The following is a 22348-nucleotide window of genomic DNA, read 5'->3' as shown; positions in this document are numbered from 1 at the left end:
AAAGTGGGGCCACACTATATTTGCATAAACCGCGCCCGTAGTATCCACCGCAGGGATAATTTTATCTGACATCAATTTAATACGCCTTTATTATCAAACCAAGAAAATAATACAAAACAACAAGAACATAAAAATAATAAAAATCCATCCTACAATTAACCTACCTCTAGTCCAGACATACTCACTTTCAGTATCACCACGCATCATTGCCTGACCTAAAAATTTAAGTAAAAAAGTACAAAACATATTCAACATAAAAACACTTTGTGATAATTCAAAATCAGAAATCTCAAACAGCTTAAAACCAAAAAATGCAACAACAACACCTAAAAAAATCAAAACACAACAAGAAAATATATTTTTCTGCTTAAATCTAATATATGCACAAGCAAAAAAACCAATGACCGGATTAACGCACAAGGACACTATAAAAGAAACAAGCAATATTTTATTAATTTGATGTTCATCATGCACAAGGATAGTCCTCAAAGTTTATGAAAAAACAATTCAATACATATACGAAAAACTTACCTATCCTGCGCACTTTCTGAAACATGCGCCATGAGTTGCGATATGAAATATTCAATTACACTACGCTGCCCCGTTTTAATCTCTACCGTTACCGCCATTCCCGGTGCCAGCTTTAGCTATTTACCGTCGATATTCATTTTATTTTTTTGTAATTTAATTCTGGTCTGATAAATAAATAATAATTTTTCATCAGGTACTGTATCAAATAAAACGTTTCTCACTAATTATTCAATTAGGCCATATTTGGTGTGAATAACTGGGGTCAGAGTACAGCTAAACCCGCTTTCTTTGGCTCTAAGATCATCATAGTAGGATTTAATTTTGCTCTGACCCCAGTTATTTATTTGGAACAAAAAAATCTTTTAAAGAGAGTATCGCATAATAAATATTTATAAGGGAAAGGCAAAAAACCATCAAACCAGCAAAAATTAACAAACCACCAGAAAGTAAATTTTTCTGCTTAAATCTTATATACGCACAAGCAAAAAAACCAACTATTGGGTTAATTAACACTGACAAAATGAAAGAAACAATCAATATCTTATTCAACTTACGTTCATTCTGCATAAAATCAACCTCTCCAATGAACAATGAATAACTGGAGTCAGAGTACAGTTAAATCCGCTTTATTTGGCTCTAAGAGCATTAAGCATAGTAGGATTTAATTTAGGTAGAGTAGAGAGCAGGTTTTCACCTGCCCTCCCTCATCAAACCGTGCATGCGATTTTCCCGCACACGGCTTTCCGATGTTCTTCACATCAAGCATGCGCTGATTTCCAACCTGCTGCTGTCGGTAATGAATACAAACCGTATCGCTCATTTAGCACCCGCCTTGGATAACGGAGCATGCTCGTTTTCCAATCGCTGACTTTGTGCCGTTTGCGAAGATGTATCCTTAGCCGTTCTTCTGAATGACGCTTCACTTTATAAAATTGCTTGGATGAATTCCGGTAATGGAAGTAACTCGACCAACCGCGTAATGCTTGATTTAAATCTCGCACCACCTCTTCAATTGGTCGCCATGTTTGGGTTCTTCCAGTAATTTCATTTAGTCGCGTCTTGATTTTCTCTACCGATTTAGCTGAGGCCTCAATATAGGGATAGCGAGTGCCTTTAGCGGATAGGTTCGTGCGCAAATCAAATCCCAGAAATAGAAATGACGCGGCTTTAGCATCAACAATTTTTGTCTTGCTTTCGTTAAGCGTCAATTCCAGCCGATCCAATATCCACTTCATATGCGCCAGCGGGCTTTGGGTCTCGCCACGGCAGAGCACTACAAAGTCATCGGCATACCGCACCAAGCTCGCTTGTAGTTTCTTCCCTATATTGTGGCGATGCCAGATTCTATCCAGTAGATGTAAGTAAAGGTTCGATAGCAACGGAGAGATAACCCCGCCTTGCGGCGTGCCCTTGCGCTGCCCTTTTCCTCCACTGACCGTTGCCGCTTTTCCATTCTCACTTTTTCCAATCACCGGCGCTTTAAGCCATTGTTGAATCAAGGCCAGTACGGCCCCATCCACAATGCGCTCAGCTACCGTGGCCATCAGTTTAGCGTGAGGAATGCTGTCGAAATACTTCGACAAATCAGCATCAATGACTTGCGTTTTACCTTGCCACAAAGCTTCTGCAATGGCGTCTATCGCTTGATGTGCTGATTTCCTTGGGCGAAACCCATAGGAGTGCTCGCAAAAATCCGCCTCAAAGATAGGCTCCATCACCAGCTTGGTCGCCATCTGAACCACGCGATCTCGTATCGTCGGAATCCCGAGTGGACGCAAACTGCCATCCGCTTTGGGAATCATGACGCGCTTGATCGCCCCAGTCCGGTAGCTTTTATCTTGCAGTTCCTGACTAATTACCGACAAGTAGCAATCTACCCCTTCGCCGCTTTCTATGGCAGCAAAGTCAATCCCATCAGCCCCAGGACTGCCCTTGTTTGCCTTGACCAGTCGCCACGCTAACTTGAGGATGTCAGCACAGTAAATCTTGTCGTAGAGTGCGTAGAAACGATAGTTTGGTTCCTGCTTGGCTTTGATGTACAGCTTCCTCTGTAGCGTCCTGATCTCATTCGGAGTGATTAGCAACATGGCAATCTCCTGATCCTCAGCTCTTCAGTTGCATGAACAAAGCAGGGTCCCTTCCCTCGACTGGGGTTATGTTGTCCCTCAATCTCAAACGGTACTATGAACCCCTCCGACTTCCATCACGATACGCGCTGATTTCGTTTCCTTATACATTGCGCTTGGCAGTCTCCCTGCCACCGTGATGGATCTCCAGCACTGGGTAATTTAACTTCCAAAACATACCGCCCCTGCTACCCCGACAGCTCGCGGATGTGGCTTCCATTGCCAACACATCAGCACAACGGCCTTCCCTATACAGAAACGAGGTCGGCAACTGCAATGTTAACGAGGCTACTTCTAGGTTCACTTTCGTTACGGTCTGCCTCTTTGTCGTAAAGAACTCACGACCCTTGATTACTCAAACGCCGCTCTTTCGTACTACCGAGGCGTATGGACAATTCCTCGGGCGGGACTTTAACCCGCTAGCTAAATTACTGTTACTGCGAACTTCTGACCCCAGTTATTTTATTTCCAATTAATGCGAATGCCATCTAGAATCCTAAAAGTTATTTGTAAATTATTTCAGAAATTTCTTTGCCAGCTAACGGCATTCTGGAACAGTACTCTGTCGATGGCTCATTCAAAAAAAGGCTATAAGCAACATTCGTGTAACTAATTATTTTTTTATTGTCTTTTGCGGACAATACAATAATTTTGTTACTCCCTAGCCGTAATTCATTTGGTATTAATTCGTTCTCATACTTCAATATGTATAATGCGGACTTCGACCTATCTACAGCCTGAAAAATATAATCTGGGTCTTTAGGCCAAGGATTCGGCTTAGCATAAACATCAAATCGCGCACCCGTCGCATCCTGATAGCGAACAAAAGCAACTTTGCCTAAATAAAATGGTGCTTTATAATCTTTTGGATCAGTCCCTGCTGCCAACCACCCCTGATTAGGCAATACTTTGCCATAGACCTGCAGTCCTCCTTCTCGGGCACAGTATTGTTTAAATCGATAATAGCCTTGAATATTCGGCCAGAACCAAATAATCACCACTCCAAATATCAAACCTAATTTAATTAAAAACCCACGCATGATTATCTCCTGTTAAAAAGTTTAAATAATTAATGGTTAATAATTATTTACCTCTGTCTTGCACTTTCCGAAACATGCGCCATAAGGATTAACTGGGGTCAGAGTACAGTTAAATCCGCTTTCTTTGGCTCTAAGAGCATTAAGCATAGTAGGATTTAATTTTGGTAGAGTAGAGAGCAGGTTTTCACCTGCCCTCCCTCATCAAACCGTGCATGCGATTTTCCCGCACACGGCTTTCCGATGTTCTTCACATCAAGCATGCGCTGATTTCCAACCTGCTGCTGTCGGTAATGAATACAAACCGTATCGCTCATTTAGCACCCGCCTTGGATAACGGAGCATGCTCGTTTTCCAATCGCTGACTTTGTGCCGTTTGCGAAGATGTATCCTTAGCCGTTCTTCTGAATGACGCTTCACTTTATAAAATTGCTTGGATGAATTCCGGTAATGGAAGTAACTCGACCAACCGCGTAATGCTTGATTTAAATCTCGCACCACCTCTTCAATTGGTCGCCATGTTTGGGTTCTTCCAGTAATTTCATTTAGTCGCGTCTTGATTTTCTCTACCGATTTAGCTGAGGCCTCAATATAGGGATAGCGAGTGCCTTTAGCGGATAGGTTCGTGCGCAAATCAAATCCCAGAAATAGAAATGACGCGGCTTTAGCATCAACAATTTTTGTCTTGCTTTCGTTAAGCGTCAATTCCAGCCGATCCAATATCCACTTCATATGCGCCAGCGGGCTTTGGGTCTCGCCACGGCAGAGCACTACAAAGTCATCGGCATACCGCACCAAGCTCGCTTGTAGTTTCTTCCCTATATTGTGGCGATGCCAGATTCTATCCAGTAGATGTAAGTAAAGGTTCGATAGCAACGGAGAAATCACCCCACCTTGCGGCGTGCCCTTGCGCTGCCCTTTTCCTCCACTGACCGTTGCCGCTTTTCCATTCTCACTTTTTCCAATAACCGGCGCTTTAAGCCATTGTTGAATCAAGGCCAGTACAGCCCCATCCACAATGCGCTCAGCTACCGTGGCCATCAGTTTAGCGTGAGGAATGCTGTCGAAATACTTCGACAAATCAGCATCGATGACCTGCGTTTTACCTTGCCACAAAGCTTCTGCAATGGCGTCTATTGCTTGATGTGCTGATTTCCTTGGGCGAAACCCATAGGAGTGCTCGCAAAAATCCGCCTCAAAGATAGGCTCCATCACCAGCTTGGTCGCCATCTGAACCACGCGATCTCGTATCGTCGGAATCCCGAGTGGACGCAAACTGCCATCCGCTTTGGGAATCATGACGCGCTTGATTGCCCCAGTCCGGTAGCTTTTATCTTGCAGTTCCTGACTAATTACCGACAAGTAGCAATCTACCCCTTCGCCGCTTTCTATGGCAGCAAAGTCAATCCCATCAACCCCAGGACTGCCCTTGTTTGCCTTGACCAGTCGCCACGCTAACTTGAGGATGTCAGCACAGTAAATCTTGTCGTAGAGTGCGTAGAAACGATAGTTTGGTTCCTGCTTGGCTTTGATGTACAGCTTCCTCTGTAGCGTCCTGATCTCATTCGGAGTGATTAGCAACATGGCAATCTCCTGATCCTCAGCTCTTCAGTTGCATGAACAAAGCAGGGTCCCTTCCCTCGACTGGGGTTATGTTGTCCCTCAATCTCAAACGGTACTATGAACCCCTCCGACTTCCATCACGATACGCGCTGATTTCGTTTCCTTATACATTGCGCTTGGCAGTCTCCCTGCCACCGTGATGGATCTCCAGCACTGGGTAATTTAACTTCCAAAACATACCGCCCCTGCTACCCCGACAGCTCGCGGATGTGGCTTCCATTGCCAACACATCAGCACAACGGCCTTCCCTATACAGAAACGAGGTCGGCAACTGCAATGTTAACGAGGCTACTTCTAGGTTCACTTTCGTTACGGTCTGCCTCTTTGTCGTAAAGAACTCACGACCCTTGATTACTCAAACGCCGCTCTTTCGTACTACCGAGGCGTATGGACAATTCCTCGGGCGGGACTTTAACCCGCTAGCTAAATTACTGTTACTGCGAACTTCTGACCCCAGTTATTCTTTATTACCAGTCTTGTCTTGAAAAATGGTCGCACTGAATCCATTTTCAGGGATATTCTGGATTTGATCTATAAGATCGTATTTAGCTATAAATTTGGCGGCCTGAGTTGAGGAAAAATTAGCTGCGCCACTTACAAGTAAATTTTTTAATTCCTTCCCCCTTTTAAATCTACGCCATAACTTGCAACCGCAGTACTTGTCAATTGACTTAATCTTGATATTGAAGTGGTTGTCATTATTTATTCCTTAATTGAAATATTATTTCTGAAAATTTACTAGGACTTGGCACTCTTTCACATAACACATATGAAGGAGCAGCAAGAAATGTTTTATCACGCTCAAATTCTTCATATTGAAAATTAGTCAGGCTAATTAAAGTTCTATTTTCTAAAGTAGAGAACACTTCATAGCGGTATCGACCAAGCCTTAATTCATTTGGTATAGAACGTATAAATTCATACTTCCGCATGTAAATCACAGTTTTAGTTACATCAACTGGTTTAAAAATATAATCAGGCCCTTTAGGCCAAGGATTAGGTTTAGCATAGACATCAAATCGTGCACCCGTCGCATCCTGATAGCGAACAAAAGCTACTTGCTTTAAATCAAGTGGTATTTGATAGTCATACGGATCAGTCCCCGCCGCCAACCAGCCCTGATTAGGCAATACTTTGCCATAGACCTGCAGTCCTCCTTCTCGGGCACAGTATTGTTTAAATCGATAATAGCCTTGAATATTCGGCCAGAACCAAATAATCACCACTCCAAATATCAAACCTAATTTAATTAAAAACCCACGCATGAATATCACCTGTTAAAAAGTTTGTGACAAATTGATCAGCTTGAGTTGAGCTAAAGCCAGCATTGCCATTCATAAGTGAGGATTTTAAAGCCTTATCACCTTTTTCCAAATCAATACCATATGATGCCACTGCAGTACTTACTAATTTACTTAACGTTATAATTGATGCCGTGCTCATTATTACTTCTCCAATGGGAAAACCGTTCTTATGAATTTACCTACGCCGCCATTCTCTTCACACATTACCCCAGATGGAGCGGCTAAAAAAGTCTTATCTTGCTCAAACTGCTCATATCGAAAGTTTGTACTAACAGCTAAAAGCTTATCCTCATTTACCGAAAAAATTTCATAGCTCCACTTATTAAGCCTTAATTCGCCAGGAAGATTACGTACAGATTTATATTTCAATATATACATAACAATTTTTGATTTATCAGCAGGCCTTAAAATATAATCAGGGTCTTTAGGCCAAACATTTGGCTTAGCATACACATCAAAGAATGCACCGCTAGTGTCTTGATACCGAACAAAAGCCACTCTTTTAAAAGAAAACGGCTCCTTATAATCCTCTGGAGAATTACCAGCTGCAAGCCAACCTTGATCAGGCAGAATCTCCCCATATATTCTAATACCTCCTTCCTGGCTACAATATTGCTTAAACCGATAGTGCCCTTGAATATTCGGCCAGAACCAAATAATCACCACTCCAAATATCAAACCTAATTTAATTAAAAAGCCACGCATGACTATATCCTGTTAAAAAGTTTAAATAATTAATGGTTAATAGTTACTTACCTCTCCCTCGCACTTTCTGAAACATGCGCCATTAACGGCAATCAGAATAAAAGCGAGCAAGGCCCAAAGGGTGATGCGGGCGGCGGGGTGAGGGGGATTTTCTTGCAGCTCTAGCGCGGCGGGTAAAAAGGCAAGCTCATTACTATTTCTGGCGATGGGATTTAATTTATGACGTACAGCCCAAACTGCCGAAAAAACAGTAAGGTATTTTGTAAGTAACTCTTTGAAAACAGGGGTAAACATAGAAGCCAGAAGCAGAATTAGTAGGGGTGGCCATAATATATGGTGATTCTGTAATAGTTAATAACTATTTGCCAAATAAAATCCCATACAAATAAAAAAAGTCTATGCAATAACACCGGAATATACGTATACAATCCCCTTTATATCTTTTTCAACATGCCTAATAACCCTAATCTTAAAGCACAAAACCCCGCTCAGTGATTAGCGGGGTTTTGTGCTTTAAGCGCTTAAATTTTATTACTTGGGTTGAATATCAAATTCAAATTTCCATGTTTTTGCGCTACTTGCCTTACTTGGATCAGCGTATTTAATCTCCGTAAGATGCATGCGGGCATAGCTGTTTCCTTCTGCAGAGCGAAGCATAGTTGCTGCAGTAGGATTGGCTTTTAGCATATGCGCAGCGGCCAACCCTGCCTGCTTGGCGCTCTCTGCGGTGCTGTAATAGTTATACCAACCTGCATTCATAGGCTCAGGATAATTGCCCTTCATCGCAGGATTAAGCGGCGAAGCATTTTTATCTTTTAGCCATTTAGGATTAGCAGGCAGTAGATCTGCGGCAGTTAATAGCGCACGGGTTTGCTCTAAGTTATTGAGGTCTGCAAACTTAGCCACAAGCGGCTTGCCCTCTGCGGTGTAAAAGCCATCAGGTGTTTTAGCCAACAAAGCGGCAACCGTGCCCGTTCCCGATGCACCACTATTGAGCTTCATGCTAGCGCGGTTAAATGCCACATGCCATAAACCCGTTTCAGTGGATTCCACCCCTTTGGCTAAATCAAAATAAACCCAGGCTTTCGAGGCATCAAAGGTAGCCGTCCGCTCGTTATTGCTAGCGCGATCTACCCAGCGGATGCTTGGATAGCCAAAGGCTGTGCCACCATTACCACCGTAATAGCCGACCACCTGCAAAGCATATTGCTTTGCATCTGCCTTGCTTGCATCATCAGAAATCAAGAACACTTTAAAGTTAGGCGAAAGCTTATGGTCCCCAGCTAGATCGTATTCAAAGACCGCAGATTTAATGGTATTCGTGCCACTAAATACACCATCTGCGTAGTCTTTCAGATAGGAGCGAGCATCCAGCGCGCCGCTTACTGGGTCTTCCATAGCATCCTGCCATTTTTGCAATTCGGCCCATGTATGTTCAAACGGGCTACCTAATGCGCCGCCCTTAGCAGAACTACTGGTGCCGCTGGTGCCGCTATTGGTGAAAAAACTGCTGCTGCGGCCATCATCCTTCACCTTTAAATCCCAAGTATCGCCCTTACAATCTGCTGCAGCTTGTGCATCAATATCGTAGCAAAGCTCACCCAGCTTAGGATCTACACTCGCTTCCCACACCGCCGTCTTGCTAAACCCCGTTGAGGGAGAGGGTGCAGGGCTCGGTGTAGGTTTCGGAGCGGCCACTTCAGCCCCTCCTTCACTACCGCCGCAAGCGCTTAAACCTACGGTCATGGCCAGTAAAGTTGCTGTTAGTATTGGTTTCATTGTTTTAACTCCCTTATTGATTGCCCCAGGCAAACGCTGTGCCCAGATAAAAAAAACGCCCTGAAATCGGCCCAAAATCATTTTGATTACTAAAATCACGCTGCACATTGCTTACATTATCAATACCGATATAGGCTTTTATATTTTTGTTGATATGCTGATTAAATTTAATATCCGCCGTCGTCCAGCCTGCCGAATAATGATCACTACTGATTAGTTCAGCACTTTGATAGCGGCTACGTAATGTGAATTCGCTTCCCTCTGCGATTTGCCAATCAAAACCCAGCCTTGCCATATGAGCTGGCCGGCGAGTCAGCTCTCTGCCACCATTTAAGTCTTTGCTTTGATTCCAGGTATAAGAGGCATTCATATTGAAGGGCCTAAAAATACGCCAATCCAGCGTTGTTTCTATGCCTTTGGTTTCTGTACGATCAATATTTTTATAGGTATATTGAGCAATGCCATTATTTTTAACTGCATTACTTTCATCAATTTGAATTAAATCTTTTACCTGATTTAAATACGCATTAACATCCAATGAAAATTGTTTTGCTAAAGCAATATTGGCACCTAATTGCCAGCTCTTTGACGATTCTGGTTTTAAATTTGGATTACCCAGCACCATATAACCAAGCGCACTGTGGTCAAACAAAAAATGCCTTTCTTTTAAATTAGGGACGCGATAGCCTTGGCCCACACTGCTCCGCACTACCATTTTCCAATCACCGCTTTCCCATACATTGCCGCGTAGCGCAATTTTAGGCGCAGCATGCGTGCCAAAATCAGAATCATCTTGCACACGTAAGCCCAGCACAACTTCCCAATCATCTCCGAGGAAAATATCGTTCTGCACAAACAACTCGCGGCTTTCTTTGCTGACGCGTTTATCGCCATAAAACTCAGAAACGCCATTTACACTCTGGCTTACCCGCTCTTTTCGCCAATCCACACCCAACTGCCACAGCTGGCCATACCAAGCGGGTAAATCAACCTGAGCGCTTAAGTGATTAAGCTGCTGATTAAAATCGCGCTGCGATACGCGGAAATTCTGCGAGTATGCCTGCCCCAAGCTTTGATATTGCTCATCCAGCAATTGCAACTGCACACGCGTTCCATTCTCAAAGATGTTTTTTGCACCCAGCACAAAGCGATCACGGCTGATGGCTTCGGTTTTTTCCTGGGGGATTAGTTTAGGCGGCACATATTGCTGATAGCGCTGTACGTCGTCTTCCAGATAACGGCTAGCCTCAAACCATACTTCGCTATTCGCTTGCGGCAGCCAGCTGAGTTTTGAACCCAATTGCTGGCGCTTTGAAGCATCACCCTGCCTAGCCCAGCCATCGGGTTTTACCGCAAAACCTGCATCATCAAGCGTGTCGCCACTTACGCGTAAGCGCCATTGCTCATTCCCGCCCTCTAGCCTGAACTGCCCATGCTTTGTGCCCGCACCCCAAGCCTTGCCCGAATCATTTTGGTGGCCATAGCTGCCAACATCCACGGCTGCACTACCAGAAAAACCCGCTTGCACACGGCGGGTAATCACATTAATCACCCCGCCCATCGCCGAGCTACCGTATTGCGCCGATGCCGCGCCTTTAATGACCTCGATATGATCGACTTCGGATAATAGATATTGGCTTAAATTTACCGTGGAGCCGGTGCTGGCCGCAATCGGCAGGCCATCAATCAGTACCAGCACCTGATCGCTACTTAGGCCCTGCAAAGACAGCTCATAGCCAGATTTACCGTGCACTTCTCTGAGCTGTAGGCCGGGAATATTCTCGATTGCATCTTTTAAAGTGCGGGCATGGGTTTTTTCAATCTCCTCACGGCTGATGACTTCAGTGCGAACCGGCGTGTCTTCTACCCGCCTTTCAGTGCGCGTGGCCGTGACTACCACGGCATCTAACGTAACATCGGCCATAGCCGTTGACGCTAATATCATCAGAGGGAATGCGAGTTGTAGGCTTTTTTTACGCGGCGCTTGAGTAAGGGGAGTAGAAAACTTAGGATCAGTCACGGAATCAGCTACAGTCGAATATTTAATGATAACGATTATCATATTCATTACTGTTTGCTGTCAATGCCATTCACTTAATATAATCTTTTGCGACAACGTCCCCCTCATTGGTAGCCAACAGACCCTAGCAGCCTGTCGGACTTAGACGGTCGAAGCGAAAAATCACCTGGTCGAGATCAGATTTTGCCGGATTTGCAGCACCAATAACGAGTTATTGGTCAAAAATCGAAATATAGGCCGATCAGGTGATTTTGCAGCTGACTGATGCTAAGTCCGACAGGCTGCTAGGTCCTCACTATTTGTTTAATAAACCTTGCTGGCCTTAACGTTGACGCTCACTCGTTTTCAGCTTGCTGCGCTTGCAGTTTTGGCCACTGCCAGCGCAGCCATACTCGCCACTGACGCAAGCTCTCTGCCTTCGCACTATCGGGCCAAAGCAGCAAATGGATACGCTGCGCATCACATTGCAAATGCAATATCATCACCACACCCAATACACGGCTAGAAGGCAGTAATTGCCCGTCCTGTGACTGCCCATCGGCCAGTGTCAGCCTAATTGCACCATCCGTAAGCGCTTGTAAACTCACCCCTACAAGGCGGGGCCGCCTTAGGCTTCGGAACAAAGAAAAGGCCACCACAAGCGTGATGGCCCAAAGCCAAGGCGAAAAAAGGCAAGCAAACGCCGCACCGCAGTGGCTTAAATAAAGCCAGCGCCTTTCCCAGCGCGAGGGAAGAAGCACAAGCGGTGCAGGGCTCATTCGCTGACTTGAATACTGCCAGAGACATTCACAGTTATGCGGCTTTCTCCTGATTCAATCGGAGCATTAGCCACATCAGCAGACTCCATCCTGCTGCTTTTCATCATCATCACCGGTTGTGGGCGATAGCCACCAGCACTATTGACATTCACATTAATCATTTTCCAGCTTTTAGCCGAAAAACCTTTTTGAATTAAATGGGCTCTTTGCTTAAACGCTTGCAAACCCTCTTCAATAAGCGCTTCTTCTGCCTTAGCACGCGCGCTATCGGATACGCTATAGCCAACATTAGCCAACTGCACTGGCAAGCCACCTGCAACCGGCTGTTGTAATTGAGCTAATAATTTAGATAGCACAGCAAAATCACTGGATGAAATGCGCAATTCACCACGGCTGCGCCAGCCTTCTTGCTTATTGGTTTTGCCGTACAAAGGGTAAGTTGCAAAGCTGGTTCCGCGATTTTGCACTTCTGGCTTTTGCTTTACTTGTTTGACTGCTGCTGCAAGCGTTTGGTTGATTTTGTCACTTAAGCGGGCAGGATCAGTATCGCTTAGCTCAAGAAACAACACTGCACTGGCTAAGTCATTCGCCACTTCACGCGTAGCGCTGGCTTCTAGATTAACCACATTAAACATAGGGGCATCAGCCGCAGCGGCTGTTGTGGCTAATGAAGTCAAAATTAATGCTGAAAGTAGATTTTTCATTACAGACTCCCGTTTGCTTACTTACAAAAATGTAAAAAAATTACATCACTGTTTAAATATTCATGCAAAATTAAAAGGGCCATACTTCGCCCTTTTATACTTAAACCCAAGTACTCTTTGTAATAAAAAACCCGAATCGTTTAATGATAGCCATGATCTGTTGGGGTATTATGAATGCCTTCAGCCACGGCATCCATTACACCAAGGTGAACTTCAACGTCAAACCATTCCCAGAAAGTCTTAAGGTTACGTTTTTCTGGCCAGTGCTGTTCTTCAGCAACCCAAGAAGACAATTCCATTTCAAATAATTTTTCTGCGATTTCATCGATAAATGCGATGCCATCTTCTGTTTCATTTGCTTCAGGAATCAAAATAGAGGTGCAATCGCAACGGACCTCATCCAGCGTTAGCTGAATATCATTTCCTGGCAAAGTGTTGAGCCAATCGAGAAAAGGTTGCCGTGGCTTAATAATAGCAACCGAGCGATCGACGATAAACATACGGAACTCCTAGGTTTGTTAGTGTATTTCTGCCGCTATGCGGCAATTATTCGCAAGATTAGCACGCAGAGTGCTACGCTGTGTTTTCAACGGCATTTTTCCCACCCACCTTGATAAGCACCATGAATCCAAGCACTGATACTCGTACACGTAAGAAAGCCAGCTGGCGTGCAGCCATGGTTACCAATCCAAGCGTTCCGCCCATCTATGGCGTAACCGTAGAAGTTGCAGAAAACAGTTTGATTGTTTTAGCCGACAAAGAGGTAAAAACGGGTACTGCATGCCATATCTACCTCGATATTCCCAGTGTAAATTCAAAACAAAAAAATTACATTAGTTTTACTGGGAATGTAAATAGTTCGGCGCTTATTGGTCAAATCAATATGTTTCGCCACCTCATTCAAGTGAAAGAGATCAGTAGCGTACAGCGCGAAAACCTAATCAAAGCTCTTAAAGCCCTTTGATTATTTAAATTTGCAGCAGCGCTTGCACGCCCCATCCTGCTACTAAAGGATGAGAAGCAAATTGTAGAGAGGGTTAAGGTGATTTCCTTGCCCACCCTACAAGTGCTTAAATTAACAAGATTGCTTGCAACACCCCATCAACAAACCCACTAAGCGCGCCAATAAAAGACGCGCTTAGTGCGGTTTATGACGGCTTCGTTCTAGTCCTCGGCTTTTTCACAAGCCCCCCCTCTGGCGTAAGCACTTTCACCACTGCAGCAGCTGGCTTTGCCACACGTGGCTTCGCAACTCTGGGCTTGGTTACTGGCTTGGCTGTAGATTGTGTTTCAGGCTTTTCTGCGGGCTTGGTTACTGGTTTTGTTACAGACCTTGTTGCTACGGGCTTTGTCACCGATTTTGTGGCCGACTTAGCTACAGGCTTCGTTACCAAGGGCTTGGCAGCAGCAAGTGGCGCGACTGCCACCACCGTATTTGCACTTGCAGTTTGCGGTGCTTTTGCCACCCTACGTACTACCGTCTTTTTTGCCGCATCAAGCGCGGGTGTTGGAGCGGCACTCTTCACTTGCTTAACAATTGCAGTACGTTTTCTACCAGTAGTAGGCTTTGTTGCAGGGGCAGCAGCCGTCACCTCTTTTGCAAGGTGCTCAGGAGCACGCTGCGGCTTGCTTCGCCCACGCGTAGCAACTGGCTTGGGCGGTGCATTACGGCGCCCAGTTGCAGCTTCTGCAGGTTGATCGCCCCACTTTGGTTTATCTTCAACGAGCATAAAATCAATCTTGCTGGTTTCTAAAGAAACACGCGCCACCTTGATTTTAACGCGGCCAGTCATCCGATAAACTTGGCCAGTGCGCTCGCCTTTTAGCTCTTTACGGACTTCATCAAAGTGGAAATAATCTGTGCCAAGCTCAGAAATATGCACCAGCCCTTCTACAAAAACCTTATCCAGCAGTACAAAGATACCGAAGCTGGTGACAGCGGAAATCACGCCCTCAAATTCTTCTCCCACTTTATCTTGCATGTAATAGCACTTCAACCAGTTTTGCACATCGCGGCTGGCGTCATCCGCACGGCGCTCAGTCATTGAGCACTGTGCACCTAAAGCTTCCCACTTCATGGCTGGCGTGTATTTCTGCCCCGCCAAGATAGCTTTAATGGCACGGTGTACCAGCAAATCTGGATAGCGACGAATTGGTGAAGTAAAGTGAGTGTAAGCCTCGTAAGACAAACCAAAATGGCCTTTATTGCCTGGGCTATAGACCGCCTGAGAAAGCGATCTAAGCAGCATGGTTTGCAATAACGCCGCGTCATCTCTTAGCTTAATTTGCTCTAGCAATACGGCGTAATCGCCAGCCGTTGGCTCATCACCGCCTTCCAAGGTTAAGCCAACGCTTTTTAGATAAGTGCGCAGGTTTTCCATTTTTTCTGGCGTTGGGCCTTCATGCACGCGGTAAACACATTCGTGCTCTTTGGTGATCAGGATATCTGCAGCGCACACATTGGCGGCCAGCATGCATTCTTCGATGAGCTTGTGCGCGTCGTTCCGGATAACAGGCACGATTTCTTTAATTTTACCGTTCTCATCAAAACGCATTTCAGTTTCAACAGTTTCAAAATCAATCGCACCACGCACAGCTCGCGCCGCCGAAAAAGCTTTGAATAAGGCGTAAAGCGTATCGATCTGTGGCAATACATGCTGATATTGCTGAGCGATTTCGCCACTAGGATGCTGCACCATATCCCAGACCTTGGTATAGGTCAGCCGTGCTTTTGAATGCATCACCGCTGGATAAAAGCGGTATTTCTTAATCGCGCCTTTACCTGAAATTTGCATATCGCAAACCATACATAAGCGCTCTACATCTGGCATAAGCGAGCAAATACCGTTAGACAACGCCTCGGGCAGCATAGGAATCACACGACGGGGGAAATACACCGAGTTACCGCGCTCAATCGCGCCCACATCCAGCGCGTCGCCAGGTAGTACATAGTGGCTCACATCGGCAATCGCCACGATAAGACGCCAGCCTTTTCCTTTTTTCTCAGCATAAACAGCATCATCAAAGTCTTTAGCCGTTTCACCATCGATCGTCACCAGCGGTAAATCACGCAGATCTTCACGTTCAACCGTGCCGAGTACGTTTTTCCAGTCTTTTTTGCGCACCTTAGTCGGCGTGTCCTCCCCCTGCGCCAAGGCTTCAGCAGAAAACTCATGAGGCAAATTATGTTTACGTAAGGCAATTTCGATTTCCATGCCAGGATCGGCGTAATTACCCAGCACCTGTACCACTCGCCCCACAGGTGGCGAATAACGCGAAGGCTGGGTCACCAACTCAACCATCACAACCTGTCCAGACTCAGCACCCATGCTGCCATTAGGCTCCAGCACAATTTCATGGCTGATACGTTTATCTTCTGCCGTTACCGTAAATACACCATGATCACTATGTAAGCGGCCAACTAACTTAGTGGTGCTACGCACCAGCACTTCTACAATACTGCCTTCACGGCGGCCGCGGCGATCCAAGCCCATTGGGCGTACTAATACGCGATCGCCATGTAAAACTTTAGCCATTTCTTTTGGGCCAAGATACAGATCGCTGCTACCATCATCTGGCACCATAAAACCAAAACCATCGGCGTGGCCTTGTACGCGGCCTTGTAATAAATCAAGTTTATCGGGCAGGCATAAAGCGCCTTTACGATTCATCATCACCTGACCTTCACGCTCCATCGCGGCCATGCGACGATGAAACTGCGTTTCTTCCTCAGGTAAAATGGCCAACATGCTCATTAATTCATCCACAAAAATCGGCGCGCCGTGCTCAGTGAGCACCTGCAGTACAAATTCGCGGGAAGGAAGTGGAAATTCATAGCGTTCGCGTTCACGCTCAAGAAATGGATCGGACGCGCGTATGCCTTTGATTTTTTTAGAACGGCCGCTCATTTGCTGGGCCTCCTGATTTGGAATAGTGGAAATTCTTAAAGATTTCTTCGGTATATTTCTTGACATAGTGTCTGCTTTTAACAATAATCGCCTCCTCTTAAGTGAGGCGCAGCAACATTCTAGCGCTTTATAGAGCGCCCAGGTGGCGGAATTGGTAGACGCGCATGGTTCAGGTCCATGTGCCTTAGGGTGTGGAGGTTCGAGTCCTCTCCTGGGCACCACGCTTTATAAAATTCACTTAAGACGCAATAGACCAGTGATTTATAGATAGCTGGTGCTTAAGTTGTAAAATGCAATAGTAATGCCCAGATGGCGGAATTGGTAGACGCGCATGGTTCAGGTCCATGTGCCTTAGGGTGTGGAGGTTCGAGTCCTCTTCTGGGCACCAATGACAGATGTAAGCAATATTTATTAAATAGATTTAAGCAAAGAATCACAGTTTTTGTATTGCCCAGATGGCGGAATTGGTAGACGCGCATGGTTCAGGTCCATGTGCCTTAGGGTGTGGAGGTTCGAGTCCTCTTCTGGGCACCATTTATGATATTGCTTAATTTGAAATTGATTTATCACACGCCAGTTAAATTTATTTTCTTATTTTAGCCTTTAATATTTACCGCGAACACCCAGCCTAAGCTGGGTTTTTTTTCACCCATTCCCTCTCTCATCAGCACTTTCCTTAGCAAAAAACCAGCTAGCGCTTCAAAACCTGCATTTACAGCAAATAACACTAGCCTCTTCCATAATTGGTCAACGGTTACAACATACGTCACCCAATTATAGTGCTTACACATGACAGATCTAATCCACGACTCCAAGGTGCTTATCGCTGATGACTCGCCCACAGTGCGCCAGTCATTGCGAATGACGCTTGCCCAAATTGGCATTAATCGTGTGGATGCCGCCAGTAGTGTTGGCGAAACACGTCGCCGCCTACGCAATGCAGAATACGACGTTATTCTATGTGATTATGATTTTGGCGAAGGCATGAATGGGCAAGAGCTACTAGAAGAAATACGCAGAAGCGGTGAGCTTCCGCTTAGCTCGGTATGGTTTATGATTACCGCCGAAGCATCCTACGAGAAAGTAGTCGCAGTCGCAGAAGTTGGCCCCGATGATTACCTCATTAAACCCTTTACCGGTCACCAATTAATTACCCGACTTCAAGTTGCTTGGAAGAAAAAAAAGACGCTTCAGCCTATTTTCACCTGTATTGAGCAAGACAATCCATTGGGTGCCATTGAAGCAGCACGCTTATTACTTGCCCAGCCTGATACACCCTATAAATCTGATTTATTGCGACTGCTTTCCACCCTACTTATCGAAAGCAATCAACTCGATGAAGCCCGTGCTTTATTTGAAGAAATTCTTTCCAGCCGTTTAATTCCCTGGGCAAAACTAGGCCTAGCCAAGGTATATAACAAGCAGGGCAATAAAACCCAAGCAGATAAACTATTACAATCATCCATAATAGAAAACAGCCAGTATGTAGATGCCTACGAAGAATTGGCCAATATGTATATGAATGATGGACGCTTAGAGGAAGCAATGGTGGTGTTTGATAAATGCCAAGCCATCACTCCAAACAATATCAGCCGCTTACAAAAAGCCGGTAATTTAGCCAATATGCTGGGTGATAGTAATAAAGCCAAGGTATTACTTAGCCGCGCGGTCAATTGCGGCGGCAATTCATCGGCCCTATCTGCAAATACTATTTTGCAACTCGCAATCGCTGCAAAAATTGAAGACGATCTTGGCGATGCGGAAAAATATCTGCGCATGGTACAAGAGCGCGTACGTAAAGATGATAACGCCGAAAATAGAATTTCAGCCCACCTTGCCAGTGCTATTTTTAGCGGAAAAACAGAAGACCTCAGCAAAATAGAAACCAGCATGAGGGGCGATGATTTTAATATGGAATTGGCCATCAGCTTTATTATGACGGCGAATTTAATTTACCCCCCCAGCAATGAAAACGAAGCCGCCAATAGTAGCAATCCCCCTTATCGCTGGCTCGCCATTTTAGCTCAACGCTTCGTAACAACTAAAAACATCTCTGGCATACTAGAAAGCACCGCTAACAAAAGGAGCACTTGGCGGCAATTCATCCAGCAAACTGGGCAAGAAATCACCGACATCAATAATAATGGCGTGCAGCTTATGCTGAAATCCAAGTTAGAAGACGCCGTGGCGCTATTAGTGCCAGCAGCACAAAGCACCCGCAACTCTAGACTCACCCTCTCTGCGGCACATGCCAGCATCAAATACTTAAAAACTGGGCTTGCTAACAAAGAGACGCGTGTATCACTACTTAAAACCGCAAGCGATCTGATCAACCGCTTGCAAGGGCATATCGAAGACAGTATTTTACTTGGCCTGCAAGCCGACCTAGATGACTTACTCAGCAGTAAACCCAGCCAGCCTCAAGATAGCAACATCGCAAGCTAGCGATTAAATTACGTAAACGATGGACTTGTTTATCAATATCTATACAATCTAGACATATCTAATTACTGTAGATGTTGCTAAACATGCACACAAAGAGCAATCCCGATTGGCACTTTCAGCGCCCAGAATTGGCCGATTACTACCTAAAAAGCTTCGCGCTAAAACTAAGTAATAGCCGCGCCCTATTTGCGCGGCGGCGCATGGGTAAAACCGAATTTTTACTCCAAGATCTAGGCCCTGCAGCAGCCAAACAAGGCTATCGGGTGATTTATATCAATCTATGGGAATGCAGAGACAATACTAGTGAAGGTGTGGCATCCAGCGTTATCAATAGCCTGCAAAACAGTGATGGCTTTTTGGAGCGCATCAAAAAAATAAGCAGCAAAAAAATTGGCACTATCAAGCTCAACGCGAAAACACCGATGGCCGAAGGTAGCTTTGAAACGCGTTTTGAAGCAGACAAGAGCACGGCCAATTTAATGACCAATATGTGGCAGCAAATCGATCAGTGCCAAGACACTATTTTATTACTCATTGATGAGGCGCAAATTTTAGCCAGCGCCAATAATGGCGATCTAGCCGCCGCATTGCGCGCTGGTTTAGATGTGCGCAAACAAAAAATCCACGTCATCTTTACCGGCAGCAGTGAGCACACATTAAGGGACATGTTTGCTAAATCAAATCAACCATTTTACAACTGGGCTCCAGTTGAACCCTTCCCGTTATTAGATAATTTATTCGTACAACATATGATTGCCGTGAGCAATCATATTCTTGATCGTAATTATCATCTCACTGATCAACAAGGAATAGAGGCATTTAATCAGCTAAAACAAACCCCAGAATTATTCAGGCGTTTCTTAGAAGAGTATCTTATTCGCCCTTTTCATGGCTGCCTAAGCGCCATAGAAAACGCACTGGCAAAGACCTATACCGATCAAGGCTTTGATAGCCTATGGAGTGAGCTATTACCCGTTGATCGAATCATTTTGCAAGCAATAGCAGCAAAGCAAGAAGGTTTAAGCAGCAAAAACACCCGTATTAAGCTTGGCCAATATCTGGGGCTGGCTGAAATTGCCAACCACACGGTAAACAACGCCTTAGCTAGGTTGTTTGAAAAACAACATTTATCGAGGGAAGATCGTGGGGTTTATCGTTTTGAAGACGATCATTTTGAAGAGTGGATAAAATTAGAGCATCCTTTACCAACATGGTAAGACAATCCCCCCGCAAAATCAGCTTATCTTTATGGACTCAGTATTCATTTATTTAATCAGCCCTTCGGGTTTAGCCCATTTTTGGGGCTGCACGGCGTTAATGAAACGTCAACAGACCCTAGCCTTCTACTTTCAGGTGCGCTTTAAAAATGAAAGGATTACCCTATTAATTCGCATTTTTAGCCCCTTACACTTAAAACTTATAGATTTAAATGAATACGCCCCCCTCAAAAAATCACAAATAACTCACTTAGAAGAAAAAGAACCACAGCCGTAGAGTTACCACTGCACTACAATTGGGAAATTGCACCAAGTAAACACCATTTAATTTTGCGTAAATTAGACATCCAGAAGAAACAAACTATACTCAACATGTGCGTAAAAAACATTTTCTTACATCGCCACACTCAATACAAACCAATTTTATTTAACGCGAAAATATAGCGATCAAAGATAATTTTTAAACACAAGAACAATATAATTTGTTTAATAAGCCACGGTAGAAAGTAAAGATAAGAAATCCAGACATATTAGCAATAAGCTTACTGCATTTACATCACACTACTGGGGATGAATATGTCATTACGTTTACGCTTAGTTATCATGAGTGCCCTAGGCATTATCGCGGTTTTAATTATCAGCCTAATCGGGCTAAATGGTATTTATCAAGCCAATCAAACCATGAATGGCATCTATTTAGACCGCGTTGTTCCCTTACGTGATTTAAAAACCGTTGCCGATCTATATGCAGTCAATATTGTAGATACAAGCCATAAAGTTCGAAATGGTAGCCTTACTACAGATAAAGGCATTGCCTCCATCCAAGCGGCTGAAGAAGGCATTACGCGCAACTGGGGCAACTATATGGCAAGCCAAATGGATGCAAAAGAAAGTGCGCTAGCCAAAGAAAACGAGCAGCGGATGAAACTGGCCAATCAAATAACCAACAAGCTTAAACAAGCAATGGTCAACAAAGATAGCGCGGCGCTAGACCAGCTCGTTGTGCATGAAATGTACCCTGCCATCGAGCCCGTTTCCGATAAAATCTCTGAGCTCACCACATTACAGTTAGATGTGGCAAAGCAAGACCACGAAACATCTGTGCTCGCCTATTCATCCACCCGTGTTTACAACATCATTATTGTGCTAATCATTACGCTGGTATTACTTTCATTTTCCATCTGGCTTATTAAAGACATTAGCCACGCGGTAAGCAGTGCCACACAATTTGCCGGCATCATCGCCGCTGGCGATTTAAGCAAAAGCAAACCTAGCGCAGGTAAAGACGAATTGGGCCTACTACTAGAAACCCTCAGTGCCATGCAAAATAGCCTACGCGGTGCGGTGCAAAACATCGCCAGTAGCTCTAGCGCGATTGCCATTGCATCCAACGAGCTTAGCAATGGCAGTAACCAAACCTCTTCAGCAATTGAGTTGCAAAATCAAGCATCCGCTTCGCTCGCCTCTTCCGTAGAAGAAATGACAGTTAGCGTTTCCGTTATCACCGACAACTCCGAAGAAGTCAGCGCTTCAACGGATCTAGCCCTTGCCGCCACTCACACCAGCAGCCAAATCATTCACGCTACTCAAGCTGCACTTCGCCAAATGACTGGCACCATTGAATCAGCCACTCAGCACATCATGCAATTGCAGGATCGCTCTAATGCGGTTGGACAAATTGCTAGGGTGATTAGGGATATTGCCGATCAAACCAATTTACTGGCACTCAATGCCGCGATCGAAGCCGCCCGTGCCGGGGATATGGGGCGCGGCTTTGCCGTTGTGGCCGATGAAGTGAGAAAACTCGCCGAGCGCACCACCCAATCCACACTTGAAATCAACGACACCATCAACGCCATTCAAACCAGCACCACCACCGCAGCCACGATCATGAATCAGGCACTGAGCGAAGTGCAGCACGGCGCACAGCAGGCAGAAGCCGCGGCTGACTCCGTACAAAACAGCCAAAACGCAGCTCAATCAGTGCATACCGCGATTCACGCCATTGCTGATTCGCTCAAAGAGCAACGGCAAGTGTGTAACTTAATCAGCCAAAATATTGAGCGAATTGCGCAAGCGAGTGAAGAAAACAATCTAGCGGTACAAGCCAATGCGGAAACGGCGCTGCATCTAGATCGTGAAGCGCTAAATCTTAAAACGGTAGTCGCTAAATTTAATCTATAAGCATGCA

At 45.0% G+C, this 22348-nt stretch carries 19 protein-coding genes and 3 tRNA genes; 7 read left to right on the top strand and 15 right to left on the bottom strand.

All coding sequences use genetic code 11. The features are described 5' to 3' along the window. Nucleotides 1–93: 93 nt before the first annotated feature. The 14 genes from C1H71_RS17115 to C1H71_RS17050 all read right to left on the bottom strand — a co-directional run bounded on the left by C1H71_RS17115 (nucleotide 94) and on the right by C1H71_RS17050 (nucleotide 13087). Nucleotides 94–474: a hypothetical protein gene (locus tag C1H71_RS17115; protein WP_130107640.1), complete on the bottom strand. Its 381-nt coding sequence runs from the start codon at nucleotides 472–474 to the stop codon at nucleotides 94–96. 393 nt (nucleotides 475–867) lie between these two features. Further along, the gene (locus C1H71_RS17110) at nucleotides 868–1098 is read right to left on the bottom strand and encodes a hypothetical protein (RefSeq protein WP_130107639.1); all 231 of its coding nucleotides are present in this window, start codon (nucleotides 1096–1098) and stop codon (nucleotides 868–870) included. Between the two features lie 191 nt (nucleotides 1099–1289). Then, nucleotides 1290–2618 (bottom strand): group II intron reverse transcriptase/maturase, encoded by a 1329-nt coding sequence (ltrA, locus tag C1H71_RS17105; protein WP_130105239.1) that lies wholly within the window; start codon nucleotides 2616–2618, stop codon nucleotides 1290–1292. Between the two features lie 542 nt (nucleotides 2619–3160). After that, the gene (locus C1H71_RS17100) at nucleotides 3161–3697 is read right to left on the bottom strand and encodes a hypothetical protein (protein WP_130107638.1); all 537 of its coding nucleotides are present in this window, start codon (nucleotides 3695–3697) and stop codon (nucleotides 3161–3163) included. A 252-nt stretch (nucleotides 3698–3949) separates the two neighbouring features. Beyond that, on the bottom strand, nucleotides 3950–5278 hold the full coding sequence (ltrA, locus tag C1H71_RS17095) for a group II intron reverse transcriptase/maturase (RefSeq protein ID WP_130104759.1): 1329 nt from the start codon (nucleotides 5276–5278) through the stop codon (nucleotides 3950–3952). A 737-nt stretch (nucleotides 5279–6015) separates the two neighbouring features. Beyond that, the gene (locus tag C1H71_RS17090; RefSeq protein WP_130107637.1) at nucleotides 6016–6582 is read right to left on the bottom strand and encodes a hypothetical protein; all 567 of its coding nucleotides are present in this window, start codon (nucleotides 6580–6582) and stop codon (nucleotides 6016–6018) included. Beyond that, nucleotides 6563–6760, bottom strand: a complete 198-nt coding sequence (locus C1H71_RS17085) for a hypothetical protein (RefSeq protein WP_130107636.1) — start codon at nucleotides 6758–6760, stop codon at nucleotides 6563–6565. The genes C1H71_RS17090 and C1H71_RS17085 overlap by 20 nt, the downstream gene beginning before the upstream one ends. A 2-nt stretch (nucleotides 6761–6762) precedes the next feature. Beyond that, nucleotides 6763–7326 (bottom strand): hypothetical protein, encoded by a 564-nt coding sequence (locus tag C1H71_RS17080; protein WP_130107635.1) that lies wholly within the window; start codon nucleotides 7324–7326, stop codon nucleotides 6763–6765. Nucleotides 7327–7362: 36 nt separating this feature from the next. After that, nucleotides 7363–7620, bottom strand: a complete 258-nt coding sequence (locus C1H71_RS17075; protein ID WP_130107634.1) for a hypothetical protein — start codon at nucleotides 7618–7620, stop codon at nucleotides 7363–7365. A gap of 237 nt (nucleotides 7621–7857) precedes the next feature. Beyond that, complete coding sequence (locus tag C1H71_RS17070) at nucleotides 7858–9105, bottom strand: HmuY family protein (protein WP_130107633.1); 1248 nt, start codon at nucleotides 9103–9105, stop codon at nucleotides 7858–7860. A gap of 13 nt (nucleotides 9106–9118) precedes the next feature. Next, the gene (locus C1H71_RS17065) at nucleotides 9119–11173 is read right to left on the bottom strand and encodes a TonB-dependent receptor plug domain-containing protein (protein WP_262488317.1); all 2055 of its coding nucleotides are present in this window, start codon (nucleotides 11171–11173) and stop codon (nucleotides 9119–9121) included. A gap of 287 nt (nucleotides 11174–11460) precedes the next feature. Further along, nucleotides 11461–11883, bottom strand: coding sequence for a protein YgfX (locus tag C1H71_RS17060; RefSeq protein WP_130107632.1), 423 nt, complete (start codon nucleotides 11881–11883; stop codon nucleotides 11461–11463). Beyond that, nucleotides 11880–12587, bottom strand: coding sequence for an SIMPL domain-containing protein (locus C1H71_RS17055; RefSeq protein WP_130107631.1), 708 nt, complete (start codon nucleotides 12585–12587; stop codon nucleotides 11880–11882). The genes C1H71_RS17060 and C1H71_RS17055 overlap by 4 nt, the downstream gene beginning before the upstream one ends. A gap of 140 nt (nucleotides 12588–12727) precedes the next feature. Then, complete coding sequence (locus tag C1H71_RS17050) at nucleotides 12728–13087, bottom strand: hypothetical protein (RefSeq protein ID WP_130107630.1); 360 nt, start codon at nucleotides 13085–13087, stop codon at nucleotides 12728–12730. Nucleotides 13088–13209: 122 nt separating this feature from the next. On the opposite strand from C1H71_RS17050, the gene C1H71_RS17045 reads away from it, so the two are divergent. Further along, nucleotides 13210–13551, top strand: a complete 342-nt coding sequence (locus tag C1H71_RS17045) for a hypothetical protein (RefSeq protein ID WP_130107629.1) — start codon at nucleotides 13210–13212, stop codon at nucleotides 13549–13551. A 184-nt stretch (nucleotides 13552–13735) separates the two neighbouring features. Here C1H71_RS17045 and rnr read toward each other — a convergent pair whose 3' ends face one another. Then, a complete protein-coding gene (gene rnr / locus C1H71_RS17040) occupies nucleotides 13736–16495 on the bottom strand; it encodes a ribonuclease R (protein ID WP_130107628.1) in 2760 nt (919 codons plus the stop codon). 136 nt (nucleotides 16496–16631) lie between these two features. Between rnr and C1H71_RS17035 the strand changes: the two genes are divergently transcribed. From C1H71_RS17035 to C1H71_RS17010, 6 genes are all read left to right on the top strand, one after another. Further along, nucleotides 16632–16716: transfer RNA gene (locus C1H71_RS17035), tRNA-Leu, on the top strand. A gap of 82 nt (nucleotides 16717–16798) precedes the next feature. Further along, nucleotides 16799–16883, top strand: a tRNA-Leu gene (locus C1H71_RS17030). A 61-nt stretch (nucleotides 16884–16944) separates the two neighbouring features. Beyond that, a tRNA-Leu gene (locus C1H71_RS17025) sits at nucleotides 16945–17029 on the top strand. Nucleotides 17030–17284: 255 nt separating this feature from the next. Next, entirely contained in the window at nucleotides 17285–18940 is a 1656-nt protein-coding gene (locus C1H71_RS17020) for a response regulator (RefSeq protein WP_130107627.1), read from the top strand. 83 nt (nucleotides 18941–19023) lie between these two features. Continuing rightward, the gene (locus tag C1H71_RS17015) at nucleotides 19024–20157 is read left to right on the top strand and encodes a hypothetical protein (protein WP_130107626.1); all 1134 of its coding nucleotides are present in this window, start codon (nucleotides 19024–19026) and stop codon (nucleotides 20155–20157) included. Nucleotides 20158–20733: 576 nt separating this feature from the next. Then, entirely contained in the window at nucleotides 20734–22341 is a 1608-nt protein-coding gene (locus C1H71_RS17010) for a methyl-accepting chemotaxis protein (protein WP_188053372.1), read from the top strand. The last annotated feature ends 7 nt before the right edge of the window (nucleotides 22342–22348 follow it).

The sequence above is a fragment of the Iodobacter fluviatilis genome (genome assembly GCF_004194535.1).
Taxonomy (GTDB): Bacteria; Pseudomonadota; Gammaproteobacteria; order Burkholderiales; family Chitinibacteraceae; genus Iodobacter; species Iodobacter fluviatilis_A.
The sequence above is the reverse complement of the archived record's forward strand: the minus strand, read 5'-3'. Positions and strand labels throughout refer to the sequence as shown.

Bases quoted from the DNA above. Each gene is read 5' to 3' on its own strand.
- ltrA (WP_130104759.1), bottom strand. From the start codon at position 5,278: ATGTTGCTAATCACTCCGAATGAGATCAGGACGCTACAGAGGAAGCTG.
- rnr (WP_130107628.1), bottom strand. From the start codon at position 16,495: ATGAGCGGCCGTTCTAAAAAAATCAAAGGCATACGCGCGTCCGATCCA.
- C1H71_RS17065 (WP_262488317.1), bottom strand. From the start codon at position 11,173: ATGAATATGATAATCGTTATCATTAAATATTCGACTGTAGCTGATTCC.
- C1H71_RS17010 (WP_188053372.1), top strand. From the start codon at position 20,734: ATGTCATTACGTTTACGCTTAGTTATCATGAGTGCCCTAGGCATTATC.
- C1H71_RS17045 (WP_130107629.1), top strand. From the start codon at position 13,210: ATGAATCCAAGCACTGATACTCGTACACGTAAGAAAGCCAGCTGGCGT.
- ltrA (WP_130105239.1), bottom strand. From the start codon at position 2,618: ATGTTGCTAATCACTCCGAATGAGATCAGGACGCTACAGAGGAAGCTG.
- C1H71_RS17110 (WP_130107639.1), bottom strand. From the start codon at position 1,098: ATGCAGAATGAACGTAAGTTGAATAAGATATTGATTGTTTCTTTCATT.
- C1H71_RS17055 (WP_130107631.1), bottom strand. From the start codon at position 12,587: ATGAAAAATCTACTTTCAGCATTAATTTTGACTTCATTAGCCACAACA.
- C1H71_RS17060 (WP_130107632.1), bottom strand. From the start codon at position 11,883: ATGAGCCCTGCACCGCTTGTGCTTCTTCCCTCGCGCTGGGAAAGGCGC.
- C1H71_RS17050 (WP_130107630.1), bottom strand. From the start codon at position 13,087: ATGTTTATCGTCGATCGCTCGGTTGCTATTATTAAGCCACGGCAACCT.
- C1H71_RS17075 (WP_130107634.1), bottom strand. From the start codon at position 7,620: ATGTTTACCCCTGTTTTCAAAGAGTTACTTACAAAATACCTTACTGTT.
- C1H71_RS17080 (WP_130107635.1), bottom strand. From the start codon at position 7,326: ATGCGTGGCTTTTTAATTAAATTAGGTTTGATATTTGGAGTGGTGATT.
- C1H71_RS17070 (WP_130107633.1), bottom strand. From the start codon at position 9,105: ATGAAACCAATACTAACAGCAACTTTACTGGCCATGACCGTAGGTTTA.
- C1H71_RS17100 (WP_130107638.1), bottom strand. From the start codon at position 3,697: ATGCGTGGGTTTTTAATTAAATTAGGTTTGATATTTGGAGTGGTGATT.
- C1H71_RS17015 (WP_130107626.1), top strand. From the start codon at position 19,024: ATGCACACAAAGAGCAATCCCGATTGGCACTTTCAGCGCCCAGAATTG.
- C1H71_RS17020 (WP_130107627.1), top strand. From the start codon at position 17,285: ATGACAGATCTAATCCACGACTCCAAGGTGCTTATCGCTGATGACTCG.
- C1H71_RS17090 (WP_130107637.1), bottom strand. From the start codon at position 6,582: ATGCGTGGGTTTTTAATTAAATTAGGTTTGATATTTGGAGTGGTGATT.
- C1H71_RS17085 (WP_130107636.1), bottom strand. From the start codon at position 6,760: ATGAGCACGGCATCAATTATAACGTTAAGTAAATTAGTAAGTACTGCA.